22 protein-coding genes are annotated in these 23,414 nt (G+C 68.2%); 13 read left to right on the forward strand and 9 right to left on the reverse strand.

Annotated features, from left to right (window positions below):
- The first annotated feature begins 64 nt into the window (after window positions 1–64).
- A complete protein-coding gene (locus R2707_16530; GenBank protein MEZ5246705.1) occupies window positions 65–523 on the forward strand; it encodes a restriction endonuclease in 459 nt (152 codons plus the stop codon).
- A gap of 64 nt (window positions 524–587) precedes the next feature.
- On the opposite strand, the gene R2707_16535 is transcribed toward R2707_16530, so the two are convergent.
- A complete protein-coding gene (locus R2707_16535) occupies window positions 588–800 on the reverse strand; it encodes a hypothetical protein (GenBank protein ID MEZ5246706.1) in 213 nt (70 codons plus the stop codon).
- 235 nt (window positions 801–1,035) lie between these two features.
- On the opposite strand from R2707_16535, the gene R2707_16540 reads away from it, so the two are divergent.
- A complete protein-coding gene (locus R2707_16540; GenBank protein MEZ5246707.1) occupies window positions 1,036–2,361 on the forward strand; it encodes an aminotransferase class I/II-fold pyridoxal phosphate-dependent enzyme in 1,326 nt (441 codons plus the stop codon).
- A gap of 16 nt (window positions 2,362–2,377) precedes the next feature.
- On the opposite strand, the gene R2707_16545 is transcribed toward R2707_16540, so the two are convergent.
- The 3 genes from R2707_16545 to R2707_16555 are packed head-to-tail and all read right to left on the reverse strand — an operon-like array spanning window position 2,378 to window position 5,587.
- The gene (locus R2707_16545; protein ID MEZ5246708.1) at window positions 2,378–3,481 is read right to left on the reverse strand and encodes a hypothetical protein; all 1,104 of its coding nucleotides are present in this window, start codon (window positions 3,479–3,481) and stop codon (window positions 2,378–2,380) included.
- A 13-nt stretch (window positions 3,482–3,494) separates the two neighbouring features.
- Window positions 3,495–4,247, reverse strand: coding sequence for an SDR family NAD(P)-dependent oxidoreductase (locus R2707_16550; GenBank protein ID MEZ5246709.1), 753 nt, complete (start codon window positions 4,245–4,247; stop codon window positions 3,495–3,497).
- An 11-nt stretch (window positions 4,248–4,258) separates the two neighbouring features.
- The gene (locus R2707_16555) at window positions 4,259–5,587 is read right to left on the reverse strand and encodes a hypothetical protein (GenBank protein ID MEZ5246710.1); all 1,329 of its coding nucleotides are present in this window, start codon (window positions 5,585–5,587) and stop codon (window positions 4,259–4,261) included.
- A gap of 132 nt (window positions 5,588–5,719) precedes the next feature.
- Between R2707_16555 and R2707_16560 the strand changes: the two genes are divergently transcribed.
- Together R2707_16560 and R2707_16565 are read left to right on the forward strand one after the other, a co-directional pair.
- Window positions 5,720–7,066, forward strand: coding sequence for a DUF222 domain-containing protein (locus tag R2707_16560; protein MEZ5246711.1), 1,347 nt, complete (start codon window positions 5,720–5,722; stop codon window positions 7,064–7,066).
- Entirely contained in the window at window positions 7,063–8,091 is a 1,029-nt protein-coding gene (locus tag R2707_16565) for a D-2-hydroxyacid dehydrogenase (GenBank protein MEZ5246712.1), read from the forward strand. The genes R2707_16560 and R2707_16565 overlap by 4 nt, the downstream gene beginning before the upstream one ends.
- Before the next feature lie 9 nt (window positions 8,092–8,100).
- On the opposite strand, the gene R2707_16570 is transcribed toward R2707_16565, so the two are convergent.
- Genes R2707_16570 through R2707_16585 form a run of 4 tightly spaced genes read right to left on the reverse strand, consistent with a single transcriptional unit; the run spans window position 8,101 to window position 12,260 of the window.
- Window positions 8,101–8,850: a hypothetical protein gene (locus R2707_16570; protein ID MEZ5246713.1), complete on the reverse strand. Its 750-nt coding sequence runs from the start codon at window positions 8,848–8,850 to the stop codon at window positions 8,101–8,103.
- Window positions 8,847–10,232, reverse strand: a complete 1,386-nt coding sequence (locus tag R2707_16575; GenBank protein MEZ5246714.1) for a fatty acid--CoA ligase family protein — start codon at window positions 10,230–10,232, stop codon at window positions 8,847–8,849. The genes R2707_16570 and R2707_16575 overlap by 4 nt, the downstream gene beginning before the upstream one ends.
- The gene (locus R2707_16580) at window positions 10,225–11,037 is read right to left on the reverse strand and encodes an enoyl-CoA hydratase/isomerase family protein (GenBank protein MEZ5246715.1); all 813 of its coding nucleotides are present in this window, start codon (window positions 11,035–11,037) and stop codon (window positions 10,225–10,227) included. The genes R2707_16575 and R2707_16580 overlap by 8 nt, the downstream gene beginning before the upstream one ends.
- A complete protein-coding gene (locus R2707_16585) occupies window positions 11,034–12,260 on the reverse strand; it encodes an acyl-CoA dehydrogenase family protein (protein MEZ5246716.1) in 1,227 nt (408 codons plus the stop codon). Before R2707_16585 ends, R2707_16580 begins: the two co-directional genes overlap by 4 nt.
- A gap of 45 nt (window positions 12,261–12,305) precedes the next feature.
- Between R2707_16585 and R2707_16590 the strand changes: the two genes are divergently transcribed.
- From R2707_16590 to R2707_16615, 6 genes are all read left to right on the forward strand, one after another.
- On the forward strand, window positions 12,306–13,592 hold the full coding sequence (locus R2707_16590; GenBank protein ID MEZ5246717.1) for a hypothetical protein: 1,287 nt from the start codon (window positions 12,306–12,308) through the stop codon (window positions 13,590–13,592).
- Entirely contained in the window at window positions 13,589–15,118 is a 1,530-nt protein-coding gene (locus R2707_16595; GenBank protein MEZ5246718.1) for an AMP-binding protein, read from the forward strand. The genes R2707_16590 and R2707_16595 overlap by 4 nt, the downstream gene beginning before the upstream one ends.
- Complete coding sequence (locus R2707_16600) at window positions 15,118–15,630, forward strand: tRNA (cytidine(34)-2'-O)-methyltransferase (protein MEZ5246719.1); 513 nt, start codon at window positions 15,118–15,120, stop codon at window positions 15,628–15,630. The genes R2707_16595 and R2707_16600 overlap by 1 nt, the downstream gene beginning before the upstream one ends.
- A 133-nt stretch (window positions 15,631–15,763) precedes the next feature.
- Window positions 15,764–16,042, forward strand: coding sequence for a helix-turn-helix transcriptional regulator (locus tag R2707_16605; GenBank protein MEZ5246720.1), 279 nt, complete (start codon window positions 15,764–15,766; stop codon window positions 16,040–16,042).
- Window positions 16,039–17,352: a type II toxin-antitoxin system HipA family toxin gene (locus tag R2707_16610; protein ID MEZ5246721.1), complete on the forward strand. Its 1,314-nt coding sequence runs from the start codon at window positions 16,039–16,041 to the stop codon at window positions 17,350–17,352. Before R2707_16605 ends, R2707_16610 begins: the two co-directional genes overlap by 4 nt.
- A gap of 57 nt (window positions 17,353–17,409) precedes the next feature.
- Entirely contained in the window at window positions 17,410–17,817 is a 408-nt protein-coding gene (locus tag R2707_16615; protein MEZ5246722.1) for a hypothetical protein, read from the forward strand.
- Here R2707_16615 and R2707_16620 read toward each other — a convergent pair whose 3' ends face one another.
- Window positions 17,818–21,081 (reverse strand): CmcI family methyltransferase, encoded by a 3,264-nt coding sequence (locus tag R2707_16620; GenBank protein ID MEZ5246723.1) that lies wholly within the window; start codon window positions 21,079–21,081, stop codon window positions 17,818–17,820.
- Window positions 21,082–21,189: 108 nt separating this feature from the next.
- Between R2707_16620 and R2707_16625 the strand changes: the two genes are divergently transcribed.
- From R2707_16625 to R2707_16635, 3 genes are read left to right on the forward strand one after another with little or no spacing between them, the layout of a single operon-like run.
- Window positions 21,190–21,639: a hypothetical protein gene (locus tag R2707_16625; GenBank protein ID MEZ5246724.1), complete on the forward strand. Its 450-nt coding sequence runs from the start codon at window positions 21,190–21,192 to the stop codon at window positions 21,637–21,639.
- On the forward strand, window positions 21,636–22,424 hold the full coding sequence (locus tag R2707_16630) for an ABC transporter ATP-binding protein (protein MEZ5246725.1): 789 nt from the start codon (window positions 21,636–21,638) through the stop codon (window positions 22,422–22,424). The genes R2707_16625 and R2707_16630 overlap by 4 nt, the downstream gene beginning before the upstream one ends.
- A gap of 5 nt (window positions 22,425–22,429) precedes the next feature.
- Window positions 22,430–23,407 carry an ABC transporter permease gene (locus R2707_16635; GenBank protein ID MEZ5246726.1) on the forward strand — a complete coding sequence of 326 codons (978 nt, stop codon included), beginning with the start codon at window positions 22,430–22,432 and terminating at the stop codon, window positions 23,405–23,407.
- Window positions 23,408–23,414 lie beyond the last annotated feature (7 nt).

The following is a 23,414-nucleotide window of genomic DNA, read 5'->3' on the forward strand; positions in this document are numbered from 1 at the left end:
GAAACCCGTGTCCACCAAACCGGGTCAACTCCAGCTTTCCTCATGATGTGGCCGGGGCTCAGGCATTGTTCGAGTCGAACCTCCGTTCGAGTTCGAACGCTGGGCGGTGTCTCTGGTTGACGGCCAGTCCTATGAGAAGCAGGTCGGCGACAAGGGCATCGATGGCATTGTCCGGTTCCCGCTCGACAAGGAGATGAACCTCGGACGGATCATCGTGTCTGTGAAGGGCGGAAGACAGCTCAATCCTGGGATGGTCAGAGATCTCCGAGGAACGGTGGAAGCACAGAACGCAGCAATGGGAGTTCTGCTCACGATGCATCAACCAACTTCTGGGATGATCAAGGAAGCCAATGGATCAGGTTCATTCGTGAACCCGTTCACCGGCCGGTCCTACCCCGAGCTTCAGATTCTGACCGTCCCGGATATGTTTCTTGGAAAGCGTCCGAACATGCCGACTCCGCTTCTGCCCTACGTCAAGGCGCCGACGTTCGCTGGCTGGCAACAGAGCTTTGATGAGATGTAGTAGAGAGCCGTCCCGAACACGGTAAACGGGCTCGGCTGTTCGGAGGGGCGCTACCTCGAAGCTCTCATGTCGTATGGCAGGCGGTGGCACAGTGGTAGCAGCCGTTCGACCGGGCGAAGTACTGCTTCGCCTTCTGCACGGCAGTCGTGCAGTTCTGATGCAGACCCAGGTCTTGGCGGTTCGACCAGTCCGGAAGGTAGGCGCAGTTCTTGGTGACGTTGTGTACCTCGTGATCACCGTTGCTCTGAGCGTTGCGGTTGACGCAGTAGCTATCCATTTCGCTTCTCCGATTCTTGGAGGATCGAGCATCGAGAGGCTTCCCGACAGTGGAATTACAGCACGATAACTACTCCGATGCAACTCTTTGTGGGCGCGCGACCACTTCGCGCGTTCAGCGCGGGAGCGGCTACAATGCGCGCGACCATTTCGAGTAGTAGCACAATCACGTGAAGTGGCGTCACAGGTTCGAACTTTGTCGCAGAAGGACCGCCAAAAGTGTCAGCATCAGGATCGTGAACACGCATCTCGATCCGACCGGTCCAGCGGCGAAGCCCTGGTTGAGCGACGCCGCCACTGCACGCGAGACCGAGATCGTCGCGGCGCTCGACTTCGGTGATCTCGGCGCAATCGACGACCGGATCTTCGAGCTGATCGACCACAACCGTCGGATCCACGATCGCGAGTGCATCAATCTCAACCCGGCGTCGAACGTCATGAACCCTCGGGCCGAACGCGTGCTGTCGTGCGGCCTCACGACTCGTGCGTCGCTCGGACATCCCGGCGAGAAGTACGAGATGGGGCTCGAAGCCATCGAGGAGATCGAAGTGATCGCCGCCGAACTCGCACGAGAGGTGTTCGGAGCACGCCACGTCGAGCTCCGCGTGCCCTCCGGGGCCATCGCCAACCTGTACGCGTTCATGGCCACCTGCGAACCCGGCGACGCGATCCTCGTGCCATCCGCCGACATCGGTGGACACGTCACTCACCGTCACGAAGGCGCCGCCGGCCTCTACCGGCTCGACATCCACGAGTACCCGAGCGACCCGGGAACCTTCTCTGCCGACCTCGACGCGCTGGCCGAACTCGCAGAACGCGTCAGGCCGAAGCTCATCACCGTCGGGACGAGCCTCAACCTCGCTGCCCACCCGGTCGCCGAGATCCGCCGGATCGCTGACCGCGTCGGCGCAGCTGTGCTGTTCGATGCCGCTCACGCGTGCGGGATGTTCGCGGGCCGGGTGTGGCCGAACCCGCTCAATGAGGGTGCCGATCTGATGACGATGAGCACCTACAAGAGCCTCGGCGGGCCGGCCGGCGGGATCGTCGCGACGAACTCCGATGACCTCGCGGCCAGGGTCGATGCCATCGCGTACCCGGGCCTGACCGCGAACTTCGATGTCGCCGTGACCGCCGCGCTCGCCGTGACGTTGCTCGACTGGCGACTCGTCGGTGCCGACTACGCCACGATGATGGTCGCCAACGCCCAGGCGCTCGCACGCGAGCTCGCCGGGCGCGGTATCCCTGTCTTCGAAACCGCGAGTGGACACACCACGTCACACCAGCTCGCGGTCGACGCCACCCGGTGGGGCGGCGGGAACGACGCAGCGCTCCGGCTTCGCCGAGCCAACCTGCTCGCAAGTGCGATCGGCCTTCCGGGTGACGTTTCGGCCGGGTTGCGGTTCGGCACGCCGGAGCTGACGCGTCTCGGCATGCAACCGGTCGACATGGCGGAGCTCGCCCAGCTCATCAGCGACGGACTCGGCGACGACCCCGAGTCTGTGGCGGTCTCCACCTCCGAGTTCCGAAGCCGCTTCGACGCCATCCACTATGTCCGCCGCTGACCACTCGTGACCGGCGTCAACCCCCGAGATCGGCGACATCGACGACGGTGACGGTCGGCGGGATGTCCTCGATGACCTGGTTGTAGCGCAGGCCCCAGGATCCGTGGCGGTGACCGGTCGTGTCGATCCAGTTGCCGAACCCGGGATCCTCGTCGGCGACGACCAGGCGCACGGTGCCGTCGGGTTCGTAGGTGGCGGTGTGCTTGTTGACCGTCACCCCGTAGAAGCGGTAGTCGAGCGACTCCTCCCACATGTTGTTGAGCTGGAAGTTCCAGTAGTACGCCTCGATGGCCGGCACCTCGATGATGATCGCCTGCCCGGGCTCGAGCACCCACGAGCCGTGCCGGAACAGCTGGTTCGGGTCGCCCCAGCCGTTGGCCGCATCGGCCTCCGGGAGGAACTCGAGCGTGTTGGGCCGCTCGGCGAACATGTCCATCCAGCCCTGGAACATGTCGACGATGCCGTGCACATAGAGCCCCGCCATCGCGAGGCCGTGATTCAGCTTCTTGGCGGTCAACGGGCCCGGCCCGGGCGCCGGCGGGTTCAGACAGTCGAGCGTGAGCTCCGACGGTCGTTCGTTGGCACGGTCGAGGTAGAAGTTGCGGATGATGAGCGTGGTCGTCACCGGCTCCAACCGCAGCCAGCGCTGCCCCGGCGCCAGCGACGTCGGTTCCTCGATGCTGGCGACGAGGTCGACATGGCCGTTCGGGTCGGGATCGTTGTCCTCGATGTGCCCCTGCATGCCGGGGGTCGCCGCACCCGACGCATACCCGCCCGAGTAGGCGCCGACGCTCAGATAGTTGACCGTGCCCCGCGGCCCGTGGATCCGATAGTCGTAGCGGGGATCGATCGGCACCTGCGTGTAGAGCGCGTCGGGGTTGTCGCAGCCGATCTTCAGGTTGTGGGCGATGGGCAGGATGTCGGCGAAGGGCGGGTCACCGTTTTCGAGGAACGCCTGGAGGCCGCCGCGGGCGAGACGGCTCAGGTAGCGGAACCCCTCGAGCCGATCGAGTTCGTCGTCGCTGCGCGCGACGACCTTGTCGCCGGCCGCTTTCAGCGAGTCGCAGAACGCCGCCCAGCTCTCACCGCTCAGCGCGGGTTCCGGGGTGGTGTCGGACATGTGGTTCTCCGATTCAGCTCGTGATCGACCCACCCGCCAACGGAATGGTCTGGGCCGTCATCCACGATGCCTCATCGGAGGCGAGGTACGCACAGAGGGCGGCCACGTCGTCGGGCGTGCCGAGGCGACCGACCGGGATCCCCCGGGCCAGATTGGCGGTGACATCACCACCGGCGGTGTTGTCCATCAGACCCAGCGCGACGGCGTTGACCGTCACCCCCGTGCGGGCGACCTCGAGGGCGACCGACCGCAGGAACCCGGCCGCACCACCCTTGCCCGCGGAATACGAGGCCACCCCGATGCCGACACCGACGGTGCCCGCGCCGGAGACGATGCCGATCACCCGGCCGTGACCCCGCTCGATCATCCCGGGGAGCACGGTGTGGGTGCAGTGCATGACCCCGCCGAGGTTCACGGCGATCGGACCGGCCCAGTCGGCGGGCTCGGTCTCGGCGAAGGGGCGGACCCGCATGGTCTCGGCGCCCCCGTTGCCGGCGTTGTTGACGAGGATGTCGACCGCGCGATCGGCCAACGCGGCGCGCACGGCATCGAGATCGGTCACGTCGAACGGGACCGCCTCGGCCGAGTGGCCGGCCGCCCGCAGCCGCTCGGCGACCGCATCGGCCCGGGCCGCATCGATGTCGTTGACGAGCACATGGGCACCGCGCGCCGCGAACACGGAAGCGACGCCCTCCCCCACGTTCTGGCCGGCGCCGGTCACGAGCGCCGTGCGCCCGTCGAGTCGGAACATCTCGGGATCGGACATGTCGGAGCCTTTCAGAACGCCTGGATGGTGTGGTGGTGGGTCATCGCCGAACCGGCGGGACCGAGGAGCATCTGGGCCCGGAGATTGCGGGCGTGGAACAGTCGCACCAGGGCCTCGTCGTGGACGCCGGCGGTGTCGGCGAGTACGAACTCCTCCAGCTTCGCGTCCCCCTCACGCCAGTCGGCGGGGCGGGCGCCGAGCAGTGTCCCGAGATCGTCGAGGTCGGCCTCGGCGACGGCATCGCCGATCTCGTCGCGGCGCTGGAGGTGGCGGGCCAGCCGGAACAGGGTACGCAGCTCGTACTGGAGGAACGGATCGTCCGAGTTGATGTTGCGCAGTGCCCGCACCATGTGGAGGTGCCCGGGTTGGGCGGCCGACACCCGGGCCGAGGGCATGTCGACCGTGGGGAGATCGACGCCGAGTTCTTCGGCGAGCGCCTCCGTGGCGAAGAGGTTCGTCTCGCAACACCACTGGAGATTCGTCATGAGATCCGACGCCGCCGAAGGGTCCTTCAGCGCGTGGCTCATCGCGAGCTGGTTCGAGAGCGTGAACGCCAGGTGGTGCCACCGGATCGCCGACAGATCGACGGGTGCCCCCGACAGCTCCTCGTAGCGGGCGTAGAGCCGGTTCATGTCGCCGTAGCCGACGATGGTGTCGCGCATGCGCCACGCGGCGAGGTCCATCATCGGGTCGCCGATGTGGCCGAGCTCGAGATCGAGCACGGCGACGATCCTCCCGTCGGCGTGATGGAACTGGCCCGAGTCCCACACGATGGGGGCTTCGCGGCCGCCGGTGTCGATCGGATTGCGCCGCAACCATCCGAGGAAGAACTCGAGGAACGGATCGGGGTGGATCTTGAGCGAGCGATAGTGCTCCTCGTAGCGCTCGAGCCCGATCACGCCGGCCCGGGCCGGGTCGTCGGCCCGGTGGATCCCGGCGGCGACGAACGGTTCGATCGACAGTGCGTGGAGCCGGGCCAGGATGGCCAGATAGTCGTCGACCACGGCATCACGCTCGTCGTCGTCGACATCGGGGAAGTGCTCCTGCCCGGCCACCCGGTCCATCACGTAGGCGGTGGGCTCGTCGATCCAGCCCCGCACCGTCGCGACGGGGATGCCGTGTTCGCCCAGCAACCGCTGGAACGTCATCTCGTGGCGCAGCGGGAAGATGAGCGGCATGTCGGTGCGATCGCCCCGCACCACCAGCTCGTGACGGACCCCGTCGCGCTCGACGGTGGCGAACCACACCGGGCGCCAACGCGTCTGACGGGCCAGTTCGACGACCTCGCCGCCGAAGTCGCGCTCGAACCAGCGGATGATGAGGTCGTCGGCCGGATTCATCGGTGGGCATTCTCACCCGCCGAGTGCCGGTCGTGCACGTCCCCGCGGGGACGTTTTCGGGCGGCAACCCCTGTCATACCCCGTCGATACGTTCGGTTCAGGACACATCGAGCACACCGGGAGACGACGGCCATGACCCCCACCGACGAGATTCCACTGGAGCGACTCGAGGCGCAGATCACCGAGTGGTCGGGCCACATCGCAGCCGCCACAGCCCAGCTCCTCGGTTGGATCGCGGCCTACGACCGACGGGAAGGCTGGCGGTCCTGGGGCTGCAAGTCCGCCGCCCAGTGGCTGTCGTGGAAGTGCGGCGACACCCTGCACACCGCCCGCGAGAAGGTCCGGGTCGCGCGCGCCCTCGAGGACCTGCCCCGAATCGAGGCCGCGTTCCGGGTGGGCGAGCTGTCCTACTCCAAGGTGCGGGCCATCACCCGGGTGGCGGTGGCGGCCGACGACGAGGACTGGCTCGACCTGGCGAGGAACTCCACCGGAGCCGAGCTGGAACGAATCGTCGCCAGTGTGCGGTCGGTGCTCGAGCGCAACGAGAACCGCACCGCCGGCGAGGCGTTCGAGCAACGGAGGATCACCCGATCGGCCAAGGGCGCCGGCGTCGACCGACTCCTCGCCGACATCCCGAGCGACATGGCCGAAACCGTCATGGCGGCTGTCGACGTGGTCGCGTCCCACATGATCGACGAGGCGACCACCGGCGGCGGCTCGCGACGCGAGGTGATCGCCGAGCGCGGGGGCATGGCCGCCATCCGCGTCGACGCCCTGGTGCAGATCGCCGAACGGATCCTGGCCGCGGCACCGGCCGCGGCCGAGCGCGGCGACATCGGTCGTCTGCAGCTCGTGATCGACAGCGATGCGGTGGAAGCCCTTGGCCGCGACTCGGTCGAGGAAGCCGGCGACACCAGCGATCCCGGCGAACAGACACTCGCCGGGCGACGCGTCGGCCCCGAGATCGCCCAGCGATGGGCCTGCGACATCCGGGCATCCGTGCTCCTCGAGCACGACGGCCATCCCCACGACCAGGGCCGGGAGTCGCGTACCCCCAATCGTCGGCTGCGCCGGGCCCTCCATCGACGCGACGGCGGACAGTGCCGTTTCCCGGGATGCGGCACGACCTCGTGGCTCCACGCCCACCACGTCGTGCACTGGACGCTGGGAGGTCCGACCGCACTCGACAACCTGGTCAGCCTCTGCGGCTTCCACCATCACCTCGTCCACGAAGGCGGGTGGTCGGTCGCCGTGACCGATCGGGCCATCGTGTGGTCGGATCCCGACGGGGTTCCGGCGACGGTCGAGCCGTTGGCGGGCGATTCCTCGACCGTGGCCGACATCGGCCGAGCGGCCGGGGTGGCGCCGGACTCGATCACCTCACGGTGGCAGAACGATCGGCTCGACTTCGGTTTCGTGGTCTCCGTGATCGTCGAGAACTGCATCCGGGCCCGGGCGACGCTAGGCATACCGGCATGACCGAACGACTGGTGATCGGCGTGCTGTACCCGCCCGACTGGAACGACGACTTCGACGACGACCTCGACCGACTGCGGGCCATCGACCCGAGGATCGAGGTGATCGCCGAGCGCTACGTGGAACCCTTCGAAGCACGGACGGGGCGCGGTGTCCCGCCCTATGACGACATCATGCACCTGGTACCAGAGCTGACCGATGCCCAGCGCGACGTGTTCGGGCGCATCGACTGCTGCATGGCCATCGACCTGCCCTTCGACGTCGCCGACGTCGCCCCCAACCTGCGATGGGTCCAGGGAGTCGGCGCCGGCATCGCCCAGTTGCAGTCGGCCGGCCTGCACGAGGCCGGAATCCGGTTGACCAACGGTTCGGGGCTCACCTCGGCCGCCATCGCCGAGTTCGTCTGGGCCCGCATCCTCGGCGAATACAAGCGCACCCGCGACCTCGATGCCGTGCAGGCCGACCACAAGTGGACCCCGGTCTACGGCGAACAGATCGCCGGGAAGACCATCGCCCTGATCGGCTTCGGGCCGATCAATCAGGCGGTGGCCGCGCTCGCCCGAGCCTTCGGACTACGCGTCCTGTGTCTACGCCGCAGCGCGGCCGCCGACCCGTTGATCGACGAGGTCTTCGGCCCGGATCAGCTGCACTCGATGCTCGGCCAGGCCGACATCACGGTGGGTGCGGTTCCCGAGTCGGCGGCCACCGAGAACCTCATGGACGCGGCGTCGTTCGCGTCGATGCCGGCCGGGTCGATGTTCGTCAACGTGGGCCGGGGCACCCTCGTCGACGAAGACGCCCTGGCCGACGCACTCACCACGGGGCACCTGCGCGCCGCAGCGATCGACGTCGCCCGGGTCGAGCCGCTCCCCGCCGATTCGCCACTCTGGCAGGCACCCAACCTCTACCTGTCGGCGCACTGCTCGACCGACCCCACGAAGCTCTTCGAGAACCTCCATCGGCTGTTCGAGGACAATGTCCGCCGTTTCATCGCCGGCGAGCCGTTGCGCAACGAGGTGGCCGGCTGACCCGAACGGTCAGAGTTCCTCCCAATCCACCCGGTCGTCGCGGTTGGGTTGGCGACCGGTGCGCAGCGGGCACAGCGGTGCCGCGGCGAGGAGGATCCGGTGCCAATCGGTGGAGGCCGGACGCACCGCCTCGCGCCAGGAGCGGAGGCCGTCGTCGCTCGACTGCACCGCCTCGGCCGCAGCCCACGCCTCGTAGCCCGGCAGCGCCCAGACCACGATCAACTCGTCGTCGTCGCGCATGGCCGTGGTCCATGCACCGACCATCGTCCAGCCGAACGGTTCGTAGGCCGGCATCGCATGGCTGCGGACGAGTTCCAAGGTGTCGACTGCGGTGCCGGGGCGAACCTTGATGATCTCGTGGGCGCAGACCTCGGCCCGCAGGCCGGAGGTGAGGGTGTCGGTGATCGTCGGCATCCACGGCGCCGGGAGCAGGATCCGATCGAACCCGCCCTTGCGGAACTCCGACGCCTTCTTCCACCACTTGGCGAGCTTCGGGTCCTGGAGGTCGGCGCCCACCGTCTCGCCGCCGAACGAACGGGCCAGCCCGTCGAGTCCCGGTTCCTCCCAGATGTTGCAGACCTGGGGCCACCGTCCGGTACTGCCGACCACACCCCAGACCCCGAAGCAGAGTTGGCCGCGGTCCTCCTGGGCGTTGGGACTCCAGTTGGCGGTCATGTGGTGCATGTAGTCACCCCGATGCACCCCCCGGATGTCGATGAACTCGTGGATGTAGGCCTTCTCGTTGACCGAGGTGTTCATTGCAGTTCCCTTCGCAGGAGCTTCCCGACATCGCTGCGGGGGAGTCGTTCGATTCGTTCGTACCGCACCGGCACCTTGTAGGGCGCGAGATGGGTTCGACACGCCGCTTCGAGGTCGGCATCGGGAGCGTCGCCGACCACGAACGCGACCGGAACCTCCCCGAGGCGGTCATCGGGCATGCCGACGACGGCGGCTTCACGGATGCCGACCACCGAGGCCAGCACCTCCTCGACCTCGTCGGGGAAGACCTTGTTGCCACCGCGATTGATCAGGTCACCGACGCGGCCCTCGATCCACACCCACCCGTCGTCGAGCCGAGCGAGGTCGCCGGTCCGCACGAATCCGTCGGCGCCGAGCCGGTCGCCGAGCGTCGCGACGACACCGTCAGCCGGCGGGGCCGGCGGCTTCACCGACAGCTCGCCGACGCCACGGTCGTCGGGTGCGTCGATCCGGACCTCGACCCCGGGGTGAGGCCGACCGACCGCACCGATCCGCTCGGGGTGGGCCTTGGCGTCGGCCGCCGTCCATCCGATCACCTCACCGAGTTCGGCCTGGCCGTAGCCGTTGAGTACGAACACGCCGAATCGTTCGGTGAAGCGGCGGGCCTGGAACGGCGACAGCGGCGCGGTGATCGAGCGCACATAGCGCAGGGGGCCGAGATCGCTGATCTCCGCATCGTCGTTGAGCATCGCGATCGACGCGGGCGGCAGCACGGTCGAGCGGATCTCGTGGCGGCGCACGAGCGTGGCGAACTCGGTGGTGGTGAAGCGGTCCATGAGCACCAGCGGCGCGCCGGCCCGCAGCCCGAACAGGGCGTTGTAGATCCCGGCGTTGAGCGCCATCGGTACCGGGATCAGGTTGGGCGAGGGGCGTTTCGCCGTGTCTCGCGCAGCCGAGAGCGGGCCCAGCACCCGATCGATGATCTCGAGATAGGCGTCGTGGTGATGCACGATCGCCTTGGGCTCACCCGTCGTGCCGCTGGTGAAGAGCACGAAGGCCGCGCCCGGTTCGTGCACGGCCGACCCCGACCGTCGTTCGACCGCGGTGCCGACGACGACCGCAGCGACACCGGTTCGTTCGAGCAGCGACTCGACGGCCGCGTCGGGCAGCCGGTCGTTGACCGGAACGAAGACGGCACCGTGCCGCCAGATCGCGGTCATGGCGATCACGGTCTCGCATCCGCCCGACCGCACCGCCACCGCCGCACCGACCGGTACCCCGGCGGCGGCCAGCTCGCTCCGCAGACGTTCCACTTCCGCTCGCGCCTCGCCCGCCGTCCACGACCGGGTCGATCCGTGCAGCAGCACCTCGTCGTCGCCGAACGGATGGTCGATCAGCAGCGACGAGAGGTCGACGTGCTCCGCCGACGACGGCTCACCCATCGGCGAGCGGCTGCCACTCCGGGTCACGCTTCTCGGCGAAGGCCCGCGGCCCCTCGTCCTGATCGGGGTGACCCCACATGCCGACGAGATGCTGCGCACCAGCCCGGCAGGCGTCGGTGAGTCCCAACTCGAGTGCGCCCCACAGGGCCTTCTTGGTGGCGGCCATCGCCGCCGGGGAGTTCCTGGCGATCGTCTCACCGATCTCCTGGGCCCGAGCCCGCAGCTGCTCGGGCGGATCGACGATCTCGGAGATCATCCCCAACTCGTAGGCCCGTTCGGCGCCCATGCGTTCGTACTTGCCCATGAAGGCCATCCGCATCACGGCTTCGACCGGCATCTTCTTCATCAGCCCGATCGCCTCGATGGCGACGACCTGCCCGACCGACACGTGGGGGTCGAAGAACTGGGCATCGCTCGCCGCGATCACGATGTCGGCGTCGGCCACCCAGTGGAACCCCCCGCCGCAACAGATGCCGTTGACCGCGGTGATCACGGGCTTCCACACCTCCTGGTGCCACGAGGTGAAGTGGACGTCGAAGTCCTCCATGGACTGGCGGTAGCGCTCCATGCCGATCCCGTCGGAGGCGAGCTCGCCCACGTCGACACCGGTCTGGAAGTCGCGGCCGTTGCCGGTGTGCACGATCACCCGAACCTCGGGGTCGGCGTCGAGCTCACGCCAGGAGACCGCGAACTCGTCACGCATGTCGCCGCTCATGGCGTTGCGCACGTCGGGTCGGTCGTTGACCAGCCAGCCGACGGGGCCGTCACGGAAGACCTCGAGATGATCGAACGACGAGTAGTTCACGAGCGGGGTACTTCCTGCCAGGGGGCGCCGTGCCAGGGGTCGGGCTCGCGGGGAAGCCCGAGCACCTGCTCGCCCAATACGTTCTTGTTGATCTCGGTGGTGCCGCCCTCGATCGAGTTGGCACGACTGCGGATCATGCCGCGGACCTGGTGGGGCATGTCGGGACCCTCCCACGCCATCGACGCGGCGCCAAGGCGATCCACCGCGGCGAGCTGCAACGCCTGGTTGAGCACGGCCTGGTGCACCTTGCCGATCGAGGCGGCCGGGCCCGGGGTACCGCCCGCCTTGACGGTGGCGCGCACCCGCTGGTTGGTCCAGTCGCGGATGCGTTCCTCGGCGTAGAGCCGCATCACACGATCGCGGGCCACCGGATCGAGGTGTCCCGGGGCGGCCAACAGCTCGTCGACGCCTCGCCCGCCGAGACGACCGATGCCACCTGAGCCGGCACCGGCCACCATCTGACGCTCGCTCGAGAGGGTCGCCCCGGCCACCCGCCAGCCGTCGCCGGCCTCGCCGACCCGCTGGAAGTCGGGCACCCGCACCTCGTCGAGCCACACCTCGTTGAAGTCGACCTCGCCACCCATGTGGCGCAGCTCGCGCACCTCGACCCCCGGGACCCGCAGATCGACGAGGAAGTAGGTGATGCCCTTGCGCTTCGGCTGTTCGGGATGGGTGCGGGCGAGACAGATCGCTAAGTCGGAGCGGTGCGCCCAGGTGCTCCACACCTTCTGGCCCGACAGCACCCATTCGTCGCCGTCGCGTTCGGCTCGCATGGACAGCGACGCGAGATCGGAGCCGGCGCCCGGTTCGGAGAAGAGCTGGCACCAGCGCTCCTCGTTTCGGACCATGGGCGGGAGGAAGCGGAGCCGCTGCTCCTCGGTGCCGAAGGCGAACAGGGCCGAGGCCGTGTTGTTCAACCCGAGCGGATTGAGCCGACCCAGGTTGTGCGGGGCGAGGACGGACTCGACGACACGGGCCTGGGCGTTGGTGAGATCGAGGCCGCCGTAGGGCACGGGCCACGTGGCGACGGCCAGACCGGCATCGGCGAACGTCGGATACCAGGCCTCGTAGTCGGCCCGGGGCCGCGCGGCACGCAGCGCGTCGGGGCCTTCGGCTGCGGCGCGGCGCCACGATTCGGGCACGTGCGCCTCGACCCAGTCGGTCACGACGGCCACGATCTCGTCGTCGGTTGCGCTGCGGTCCAGTGTCAGCCGCTCGCTCATCCGGACGTTCTCCCCCATCTCCGTGGCGGGTCTACATTACCGGCCATGACCGAACCGGCGATCACCGACGAAGGGCTGGCCCGTCTGCGAGCCCGCATCGGTGTCGCCCAACCCCATCCGCAACCGCCGTGGTACCGCGACCCGGGGATCGACGCGTTCCGCCATGTCGCCGAGGCGACCGGTGACGACAACCCGCTGTGGTGCGACCCCGACTACGCGACGTCGACCGTGTGGGGCGGCCCGATCGCCTCACCCAACCTCAACGGCGGCGACACCCTCATCGGCGAGAACGAGATCACGTCGCTCGAACCCGACACGAAAGCCCTGCTCAAGGGCGACCCGCTGAAGGGAGCCCACGCGTACTACGCCGGGAGCTTCCGCGAGTGGTGGGCACCGCTTCGGCCCGGCACCCGCGTCACGCGCCGCAACGCGCTGGTCGGTGTCCACGACAAGCCCAGCGAGTTCGCGGAACGGACCGTTCACGAGTGGACGGGCGAAGTGTTCGGTGCCCCCGACCACATGCTGTCGGCCCAGTACCGCCTCATGATCCGCACCGACCGCAAGAAGGTCGAGGCCAAGGGCGACAACACGAAGTACGCCGACACCGAGATCGCGCCCTACGGCGACGAGCAGCTCGCCGAGATCGACGCCGCCTACGCGGGAGAAGTCGACCGCCGACGTGGCGCCGAACCCCGCTGGTTCGAAGACGTCCGGGAGGGCGACGTCGTCACCCCCCTCGTGAAGGGTCCCCTGCGAGTCACCGACATGATCGTCTGGCACACCGGTATGGGCATGGGGCTCTACGGCGTGAAGGCGCTGCGGCTCGCGCATCAGCAGCGTCAGCGGGTCCCGGGCTTCTTCCGACCCGACGACCTCAACATCCCCGATGTCCACCAGCGCGTCCACTGGGATCCGGAATGGGCCAGGCGGGCCGGCAACCCGGCGATCTACGACTACGGGCGCATGCGCGAGACCTGGCTCGTGCACCTGTGCACCGACTGGATGGGCGACGACGCCTGGCTCTGGAAGCTCGACGTCGAGTTCCGCAAGTTCAACTATGTCGGCGACACGCACTGGATGCGGGGCGAGGTCGTCCGTACATACCTGGCCGAGGGTGACCGCCCCGCCGTCGACCTCGAGATCCGGGGCGAGAACCAGCGCGGCGAAGTGACCTGCCCCGGCCACGCAACCATCCTGCTGCCGAGCCGTGAACACGGCCCGGTCCGACTCCCCGAACCACCGGGAGGAGCAACGACGTGCGCGGGCACGCTCGACGCGCTGGTCGAGCGATTCGCGGCCGCGGAGAAACCGGCGAACGAGGACGAGCGATGAACGACCTGCCCCAGACCCTTCCCGGCCTCGTCGAGTACGCCGCCGACCGTTGGCCCGACGCCGTGATGCTCCGCTCCCGCCAGGGCGACACCGCGACGTTCGGTGGGTATCGGGAGCGAGTCGAGCGGATGGCTGCGGGCTTCGCCGACATGGGGATCCGGGCCGGCGACGTCGTCTCGTGGATCCTCCCCACCTGGGTCGACACCGTCGTACTCGCCGGCGCACTGTCACGGCTCGGCGCGGTCCAGAACCCGATCATCGCCATCTATCGCGACCGCGAGGTCGGCTTCTGCTGCCGTCAGAGCGGCGCTCGGCTCCTCGTCACGCCCGGCGAGTTCGGCGGTCACGACTTCGCAGCGATGGGGGCACGCGTGGCGGCCGACATCGACGGCCTCGACCACCTCGTGGTGGCGCCCGGAAGGTTCCCCGCCGGTGACCCCGCGACCCTGCCGCCCGCGGTCGACGACCCCGGCGGAGTGCGCTGGCTGACCTACACCTCCGGGACCACCGCCGATCCGAAGGGCGCCCGCCACACCGACCGCACCGTCGGCGCCTTCCCCCTCGCGATGGGCCGGCGTCTCGACGTGCAGGCGGGCGACCGCTACTCGCTGGTCTTCCCGTTCCCCCACATCGGCGGGATCGGGCTCCTCTACATGGCGCTCCAGACCGGGTGCACCCATCTCATGGACGAGACCGTCGACCCGGTCGCCACCGTCGATTTCCTGGCCGAACACGGCTGCACCCATGCCGGCACGGGCACGCCCTTCTACCTGATGTACCTGGCGGCACAAGAACGCCGGGCCGCAGCCGGCGACGGCGCCCTCTTTCCCGATCTCAAGGTCTGCCCCGGTGGCGGCGCACCGATTCCCCCGGCGATGCACCGCCGGGTGGTCGAGGAGTTGGGCGGTGTCGGCGTGGCGTCGGGATGGGGGCTCACCGAGTCACCCGTCCTCACCAACGGCGACGTGCACGACCCCGACGAGAAGCTCGCCACCACCGAGGGACGGGCGCTGCCCGGTGTCGACCTCATCGCCGTCGACGCCGACGAACGGGTGTGTCCCCCCGGCGTCGAGGGTGAACTCCGGGCGAAGGGGCCGCAGGTGATGCTCGGCTACGTCGACGCCGCGCTCGATGCGGATGCCTTCGATGCCAACGGCTACTTCCGCACCGGCGACCTCGGCGTCATCGACGCCGAGGGCTATGTGACCATCACGGGCCGGCTGAAGGACATCATCATCCGCAACGGCGAGAACATCTCGGCCAAGGAGGTCGAGGACCTCCTCTTCACGTCGCCGGAGGTCGTCGACGTCGCCGTGTTCGGGGTGCCCGACGACCGGACCGGCGAACGCGTCGTCGCGGCCATCGTCGCCGCGGAGGGGACCACCCCGACGGTCGAGTCGATCGGTGGCTTCCTGCGGGCCGCCGGGCTGCGCACCCAGGCCCTCCCCGAGCGCGTCGATCTGCTCCCTGCGCTCCCCCGCAGCCCGGCCGGCAAGGTCCTCAAGCGCGAGCTGCAGCGCGGCTGATGCACGTCGTGCTGGTGCACCCGGAGATCGCGCCCAACACCGGTGCCATCATCCGGCTCTGCGCCAACACCGGCGCCGAACTACACCTCGTGGAACCGCTCGGGTTCGTCCTGAGCGACTCACTGCTGAAGCGGGGCGGACTCGACTACCACGAGCACGCGACGATGCAGGTCCACCCCGACGTCGACACGGCCCTCGCCGGCCTTCCCGGACGCCGGTTCGGATTCTCGTCGAGGGGGGCACGGCGCTACACCGACATCACCTTCGCCCCCGACGACGTCCTCGTCTTCGGCGCCGAGCGAGCCGGGCTGGATGAGCACGCGATGTCGCGGATCCCCGACGACCACCTCCTCTCGATCCCGATGCGACCCGACAACCGGAGCCTGAACCTGGCGAACGCGGTGTCGATCGTGCTCTACGAAGCCTGGCGGCAACACGGTTTCGACGGGGCCGCTCCCCTCGGCGGCACCACCACTGCCGAGCGGCTCCATCTGGACCCATTCGATCGATGAACAAGAACTTGTTGTTCTACGGCCAAATGCGGCTCATATCATCAATTCTTTGTTGAATCTGCCGACCATCGTTTGACAAGTACCGGCAGATCACTAATCTTTTGATCATCCTGAGGATGGGAGCATTCGGACCGTGGTCGAACGTCGGACGTTGGTGGAGTGGGAGGAAGCGATGGGCCGCCAGGTCCGAGACCTCCGCACCCGCGATGGCCTCACCCAGGCCGAACTCGCCCGGCGCGCCAACGTCTCGGTCGGGACCATCCGCAACCTCGAGTCCGGAGCGGGATCGACCCTCTCGACCCTGATCGAGGTGGTGCGTGCGCTCGGACGCACGGAATGGCTCGAAGCCCTCACCCCACCCATCACGGTCTCCCCTCTCGAACTCCTCGACGAACGTCTGCGCCGGCCATGACCACCGATGTGTACACACCGGTCGAGGTCGTCGAGGTTCGGGCCTGGGGCCGCCGAGTCGGGGCCGTCGCTCCTGATCCCGCCGCGGGCGCCTACGTCTTCGAGTACGCCCCCGAGTGGATCTCGGGCCCCGTCGAGCTCGCGCCGCTCCACATGCCCAATCGGCGGGCGCCCTACGCGTTCCCCGATCTCGACGCCGTCACGTGGAAGCGCCTTCCGCCCCTGTTGGCCGATGCCCTCCCCGACGACTTCGGCAACACCCTGGTCGATGCGTGGATGGCCCGTCGAGGTATCGAGCGCGACCGGATCACTCCGCTCGACCGACTCGCCTACACCGGCGAACGGGGCATGGGCGCCCTCACCTTCCATCCCCCGCTCGCCGAGCGTCCCGACGAGCCGACGGCGATCGCACTGGCCGATCTGGTCACCTCCGCTCGCCAGGTCCTCGACGGCGAGTTCCCCGCCGCCGCTCCGGCGGAGGACACGCTGCGGCAGCTGATCCAGGTCGGCTCGTCCGCAGGCGGCGCGCGGGCCAAGGCGGTCGTCGCGTTCAACCCCGAAACAGCCCAGATCCGATCCGGCCAGTTCGACCCGCCACCCGGGTTCGGGCAGTGGCTCGTCAAGCTCGACGGCGTGACGACCGGTCAGGACCGTGGCGTCCGGATTCTCGACGGCGCCGGCTACGGGCGGATCGAGTTCGCCTACCACCTGATGGCGACCGCGGCGGGCATCGCCATGACCGAGTGCCGGTTGCTGCCCGAGGGGCCGCGGGCGCACTTCCTGACCCGGCGGTTCGACCGAACCGACGACGGTGGTCGACTCCACGTCCTGTCGTTGTGCGGCCTGGACCACCTCGACTTCCGCCGTCCCGGCGCACACAGCTACGAGCAACTCCTGCTCGTCGTCGAGTCGCTCGGCCTCGGGCCCGACGCCGCCGCGGAGGTGTTCCGCCGCTGTGTGTTCAACGTCGCCGCGGTCAACCGCGACGATCACACCAAGAACGTCGCGTTCTCGTGCACCCCCGACGGCGAGTGGTCGCTCGCTCCCGCGTTCGATCTGACCCACTCGTATCGCGTCGACAGCGTGTGGGTCGCCCGCCACCAGATGTCGGTCAACGGCAAGACCGAGGAGATCGCCCGAGCCGACCTCGAGACGATGGGTGACCGGTTCGCGGTGCCCGGGTACCGGTCGATCATCGACGAAGTCCTCGCCGCCGTCGCCGTCTGGGAGGACTTCGCCGACGACGCTGGCGTTCCCGACGATCGCATCGCCGCGATCCGCGCCGACATGGACGCGTTCGCCCCGAGATGACCTCAGGCCACGGCGCGCGCTGGGTCATCGGCGCGTCGGCCGGTACTCTCCCTTCACATGGAATACGTCATGGTGCCGGTGCCCGAAGAGCTCGTCGACCAGGTCACGACCTACATGGCGTGGAAGCTGTCGGGGCCGAAGATCGCCGAGAACCCCGACGCGGTGCGCCTCGTGTTCGACCAGATCGATAGCGACCTGCGCAACCTGATTCTGCACGTCGCCCAGGCCACCGTCGCCGGCAGCACCCCCACACTGCTCGAGGTGTCCGCCGCCATCGACATGCCGGCCCGACAGATCATCGGCTCGCTCAGCGAGCTCGCAGTCCGTCTGCAGGCCGCGGGCCGGGCCAACTTCCTCCTCCTCGCCCGGGCCGACCCGCGTGAGCGCCCCGAGGGTGTCGAGGAATGGGAGCACCGGGTGCTCGTGATGGCCGATGCCGACGCCGAGGTGGTGGTCGGGTTCTGATCAGCGAACCCGCCGCAGGAACCCGCCCGGGTTGAAGGTCAACGAGAACTTCTCCATCGATCGATCGGCGACGAATTCGCCCCGGTCGCCCAGGATCTGCTTCACGCCCTCGGCCGGTCCCGGTCCGAAGGCCGGCCACACCGGGTTGCCGTTGAGGATCGTCTCGGCGACCACGACAAAGGAGCCGACGGGGACGAAGCGTTCGAGCCGGGTGAACTCGCGATGCGTCGTCGCTCGGTCGGCCGCTCCTCCGAGGATGACGAGACCCCGCCCGTCGCCGACCAGCTCGGCGAGGTGTTCGTCGAGCGAGCCATCGCCGACGTCGCCGTCGACGTACACGAGGCGATCGTGCGTCGGACGGTCATTCGCATCAGCGCCGATGGCGACAACGCGGCCGTGCCCGACCATCTCGAGGATCGATGCGAGGAACAGGGACCGGCCACCGTCGGCCGCTCCCGTCTCGATGACGACATCGGGACGGATCCCGACGATCAGTTCCTGATAGGCGAGAAGGTCCGTCGGCGCGCTCGAAACCGCACGACCGAGCCAGGTGGTTTCCCGCCAGGGCAGGGTGTGCCACACCGCTTCGGTGAACGCGGTGGAGAGCTCCAGCGGCATCGGGGTCGGCGACGTCGGTTTGCCGTCGACGACCGCGTCCTCGATGAAGGCCCGCGGGGCGAGCCGGCGCGGCTTGCTCCGCCTCGCCGCGTCGTTGGGCATGCGTCCCACGTAGTGCAGCGGCTTGCCCGGTCCCTTGAAGGGCCGGCCCCGGAGCTCGGCGTACTTCTCGGCGTAGCCGAAGATGCGCGATCGACGCTCGACCGCGTCGGTCTGGTTGGTGGTCGTTCCACCGTGCATCTGGTGGAACGAGCCCTCACCGATCATCGTGCACACGTTGATCCCCGGTGCGTTGCCGAGACGCTCGTAGAGCTCGAGGTTGGCATAGCCCCCACCGGCGACGTCGAAGGACTCGTCGAACCCACCGATCTGCTGCAACTGGGCCCGCGACGCGAAGATGCAGTTGCTCTCCCACACGCCGTCGAACCAGTCGCGATCACCGACGAACGATCCGATCTCGAACAGGCGATAGCCGGCGTTCGGCCAGTCGATCCGCTCGAAGAGAGCGTCTTCGTAGGCGCGGTCGTAGCCCTGCTCCATCACATCGCCCTGCTGCCCCGGGCCGATGTACCACTGCTGGGTGACGACGACGGCGGGAGCGTGGTCGCGCATCGCCGACATGGCGAAGCGCAGCGCACCGGGAGTGACCACATGGGCGCCATCGATCATCAGCGCGAAGTTCTCGCCCTCACCGAGCTCGATGCCCCGGTTCAACGCGAACACCGGCGACGGCATCGCGTCGGCACCCATGTCGAGGAGACGGAACTCGGGCCCGAACTGCGACACGAAGGCCTCGTCGAGCCGCTGCTCGGGATCGGACCCGTTGTCGATGGCGATGACCTCGTACCGCAGGTCGTCGATCCCCTCCTGATACGACCGGGACAACGACCGCAACGTGCGTTCGGCCTCCCGTCGCATGTTGTAGAACACCACCACGACACTCAGGTCGAGCGTCCCCTGGGTCCTCGGGCGCAGGATGGGAGCGCCGCGGCCCGCCGGAGTCGCCGCGGATTCGGCGGCGGTACCGTCACCTGCGGACTTCACCCACGAGACGGTCGACTCGTCGATGCGCTCGAGTGGTGCCTGGATCCCGCGGCGGGCATGGAACGCCTCGACATCCTCCCGGGTCGAGTCGTGGGCCAACTCGTCGACGACCACCACCGCCCCGACCGACAACTTGTCGTAGAGCTGTTCGAGGATCGCTCCCGTCTTCGCTCCCGCCGTGTGACCGATGCGCAGCAGCGCGATCGAATCGATGGGAGCGTCGGCGAGCGAACTCTCGAGCGGGCCGACGAGGAACGACACCCGATCGTCGAGCAGGTCGAACCGGTCGAATCCCTCTCGCACCATGTTGAGGTCGGCCCGGAAGCCGGCGACGCCCCGCTTCGGCATCCGGGGTGCGTCGTCGCCGTCGTCGGCCGATCGGAACCGATCGGCGACCCAGACCCGCGGCTCCTTCAGCTCATGTCCCTCGAGATAGGCCCGCAGGAAGATGGCGCCACCACCACGGCCGGTGCCGCACTCCACGAAGTCGCCGGCGACGCCGCCGGTGCGGACGTGATCCGCACACGCCTCGAGATGCTCGAGACGCGAGCGGCCCATGGCGGTATAGGGGAGGAACGACGAGTTGGCGTGCGCATCCGGGCCCGCGACGCGAGAGCGCGACCGCTCCAGACGGTTCGCACGCTGCTTGTCGAATCGCATGGGGTCGCGCAGCGCCGCCGCATCGAGACGGGTGCCGTTCTGTGCCGCGTCGAACAGCTGCTCGATCCGTACCTCGTTCTCGATGTAGTGCTCGTCGAGCAGGGCCGACTTCACCACGCCGAGATAGCGGGCCGCCGCCCGGGCCTGGAACTCTTCGCGCTGGAAGAAGACGTTGTGCTGGAAGAGCATCGCCTTGATGCGGATGTCTTCGGCGACCTCGAGCATGTCGTAGCGGGCCTCGGCCGATTCGAGTCGATCGAACGCGGCAGCGAGCTCGGGCTCGGCCGCCAGCCGTTCCTCCTCGGCGATGATCGCGAGGCCGAAGTAGAACGGCAGCACGATCTGGCGGATCGGCTTCGGGTGTTCCTTGACGAAGTCGTCGAGGCCCGTCATCACGCCGTTGCGCTCGCCGCCCTCCTCGAGTGCGTTGGCCATCGTCGGATTGAGGCCGCCCCGCTTGGCCAGCTTCGACTGACCCGGACGCATGCCGAGGTAGTCGTAGGGCTGGCGGCGCTCCTCGGGGACGTTGCTGGGGTCGTAGTAGAGGTCACGACGTCCGTAGGGCCACGCCACGTCGTGGAGGATCATCACCGGCATGAACCGGCCGGCTGCCAGTGCGTTCTCGGCCAGGAGGCGACACTCGTTGTAGACCGTCCACCAGTTGTGGTCGCCGTCGATCAGCGCGGCGTCCATGGGTTCGAGATCGGGGAGGACGTCGAGGCTCAGCGCCTCGTGGAAGAAGTACCGCCCCGGGAACTGCCGCTCGTGCTCGGCGGGGTCGAAGTCGGGCACCGGGTCGATGACGTGGAGCTCGCCCTCCGGACCGAGATGGTCGAGGATCTGCACGGTGTTCTCTCCACGAAGGGCACCGATCTCGACGACCTTTCGGGCGCCGCAGGCGGACAGAACAGGCGCGATGGCTACATCCCAGAGGGGAAACATGGGGCCGACAGTACCGCACCGCGACGCCTTCGGATTCGGGTCGTTCGGGCCATTTATGGGCCCGCGAGGGCGCCGGTATACTCGCCGTTGCGACATCCAGGAGGACCCATGCCGTACGTGATGGTGCCAGTGCCCGAAGAGCACGTGGAAGAGGTGATGCAGTTCATGCTGCGATCCATGGCTCGCGCCTCGCAGGAGGAATGGGACCAGGACAGCGTCACCCGCATCTTCGGCCAGGTCGACGAACTCTCGAAGACGCTCCTGTCCCACGTCGCCCGCGCCACGGTCGCCGGCAAGGAAGTCGTCGAGGGCGACGCGGCCGCCGCGGTGCAGCTCAGCCAGCGCGAGACCTCGGCGATCGTCCGCGAGCTCAACGAGATCTCCCGCGAAGAGAACCGTCCTTCGCTGATCTACCGCCGTCCCACCATCGAGGTCCTCCCCAACGGGCGAACCGTCGACAAGTTCGCGATCGTCGTCGACGATGCGGTGGCGCCGCTGCTCATCGAGGCGGAGAAGGCCGATCTCGCGGCGAACCCGCTTCCCGGCACTGTCGGATGACCGACGCGCCGACGGTCGTCGAGGCGAAGCCCGCGATCGAGGTCGACCATCTCTCGATCGACTACCGGTTGCGACTCCCGGGCGGCAGCGCCGCCAAGGACGTGCTGGACCTGGTGACCCGGCGCCGCCCGCCCGAGCGGACCGTCAAGGCCGTGCGCGACGTCACCTTCGATGTGCCGAAGGGCGAGACGCTGGCGATCGTCGGACGCAACGGCGCCGGGAAGTCCACGCTGCTCCGAGCCCTCTCCGGCGCGCTGGCGCCGACCCACGGGCGCATCACCGTCCGCGGCCGGGTCTCACTGCTCGCCCTCGGCCTGGGCATGAACCCGAACCTGTCCGGCCGCGAGAACATCCTGCTGGGCGGGCTGGCCGTCGGCCTGACCCGCGCCCGTCTGCACGAGCTCTACGACGAGATCGCCGAGTTCGCCCAGCTGGGTGAGTACCTCGACTACCCCATGAACACCTACTCGGCGGGCATGCGGTCGCGCCTGGCCTTCGCCGTGGCGGTGCATCTCGATCCCGAGATCCTCCTCATCGACGAGGCCCTGGGCGGCGGCGACGCCGGATTCGGCGAACACGCCCGGGTGAAGATGGCCGAGCTGATGAGAGAGGGGCGCACCATCGTCCTGGTCACCCACGGGCTCACCTCGGTTCGTTCGATGGCGACCCAGGCCATCTGGCTGCATCAGGGAGCGATCGCGGCGTCTGGTGATCCGGAGGACATCATCGCCGCCTACATGCGGTACTGCCGTCTCGAAGACCTCGAACTCCCCGACGAGATGTGACGAAGATGTCCAACACCCCTCCCGACTTCGACGACGAACCCGACGTTCTCGGCACCAGTGAGACCGAGGCATTCACTCGGGATCGGCGCCGGGAGCTCAAAGCTCGCCGTCGGCAGGCCAAACGGGAGCACCGGGCAACGAGCCGCAGAGCGGTCGACGACGACATCCTCTTCGTCTACGAGTCCCATGTTCGCTTCGTTCCGCCCCTCCAGCCCTACCTTCGGGACCTCTGGGATCGTCGAGCCTTCGCCGTTGCCCTGGCGAAGTCGAAGGTCAAGGGATCGCGATCCAACACCGCGCTCGGCGGTGTGTGGGCGCTGATCGACCCGCTCTTCATGGTGGGCCTGTACTACTTCCTGTTCACGGTGCTGCGCGGCGGATCCCGCCCGTCGGCCTTCATCCCGATCATCATCTCGGGCATCCTCCACTTCCAGGTCGCCGGCGCAGCACTGACCGAGGGCGGCAACTCCGTGTCGGCCGCGTCGGGGTTGATGCTGAACTCGACGTTCCCCCGGATGCTCCTTCCGATCTCGGCGATCTACGGCGGCGTGTTGAAGTTCCTCCCATCGGTCCCGATCATCCTCGGTGCCGCGATCTTCCTCGATGCAACGGTGAGCCTGAAGATGCTCTGGTGGTTCGTGCTCTTCCCACTCCAGATCCTGATCGGAACGGGCCTGGCCCTGATGATCTCCACAGCGGTCGTGTTCTTCAAGGACGTGAAGAACATCCTCACCTACGTCAGTCGCATCATCTTCTTCACCAGTCCGGTCATCTATCCGGTCGATCTCCTGTCCGACGACATCCGGCGCTACGTCCAGTGGATGCCGTTCTTCGGTGTGTTCGGCAACTACCAGCACATCCTCGGGGGTCAGCCGATCAACTACGGATGGCTCGGCATCGCCTGCGCCTGGGCGGTCGGTGGTCTCTTGCTCGGCGGCTGGCTCTTCCTTCGCTACGAGCGGGAGTTCGCCACGAAGCTCTGACCGGCCG

It is taken from the genome of Acidimicrobiales bacterium (assembly GCA_041394245.1).
Lineage (GTDB): Bacteria > Actinomycetota > Acidimicrobiia > Acidimicrobiales > Aldehydirespiratoraceae > JAJRXC01.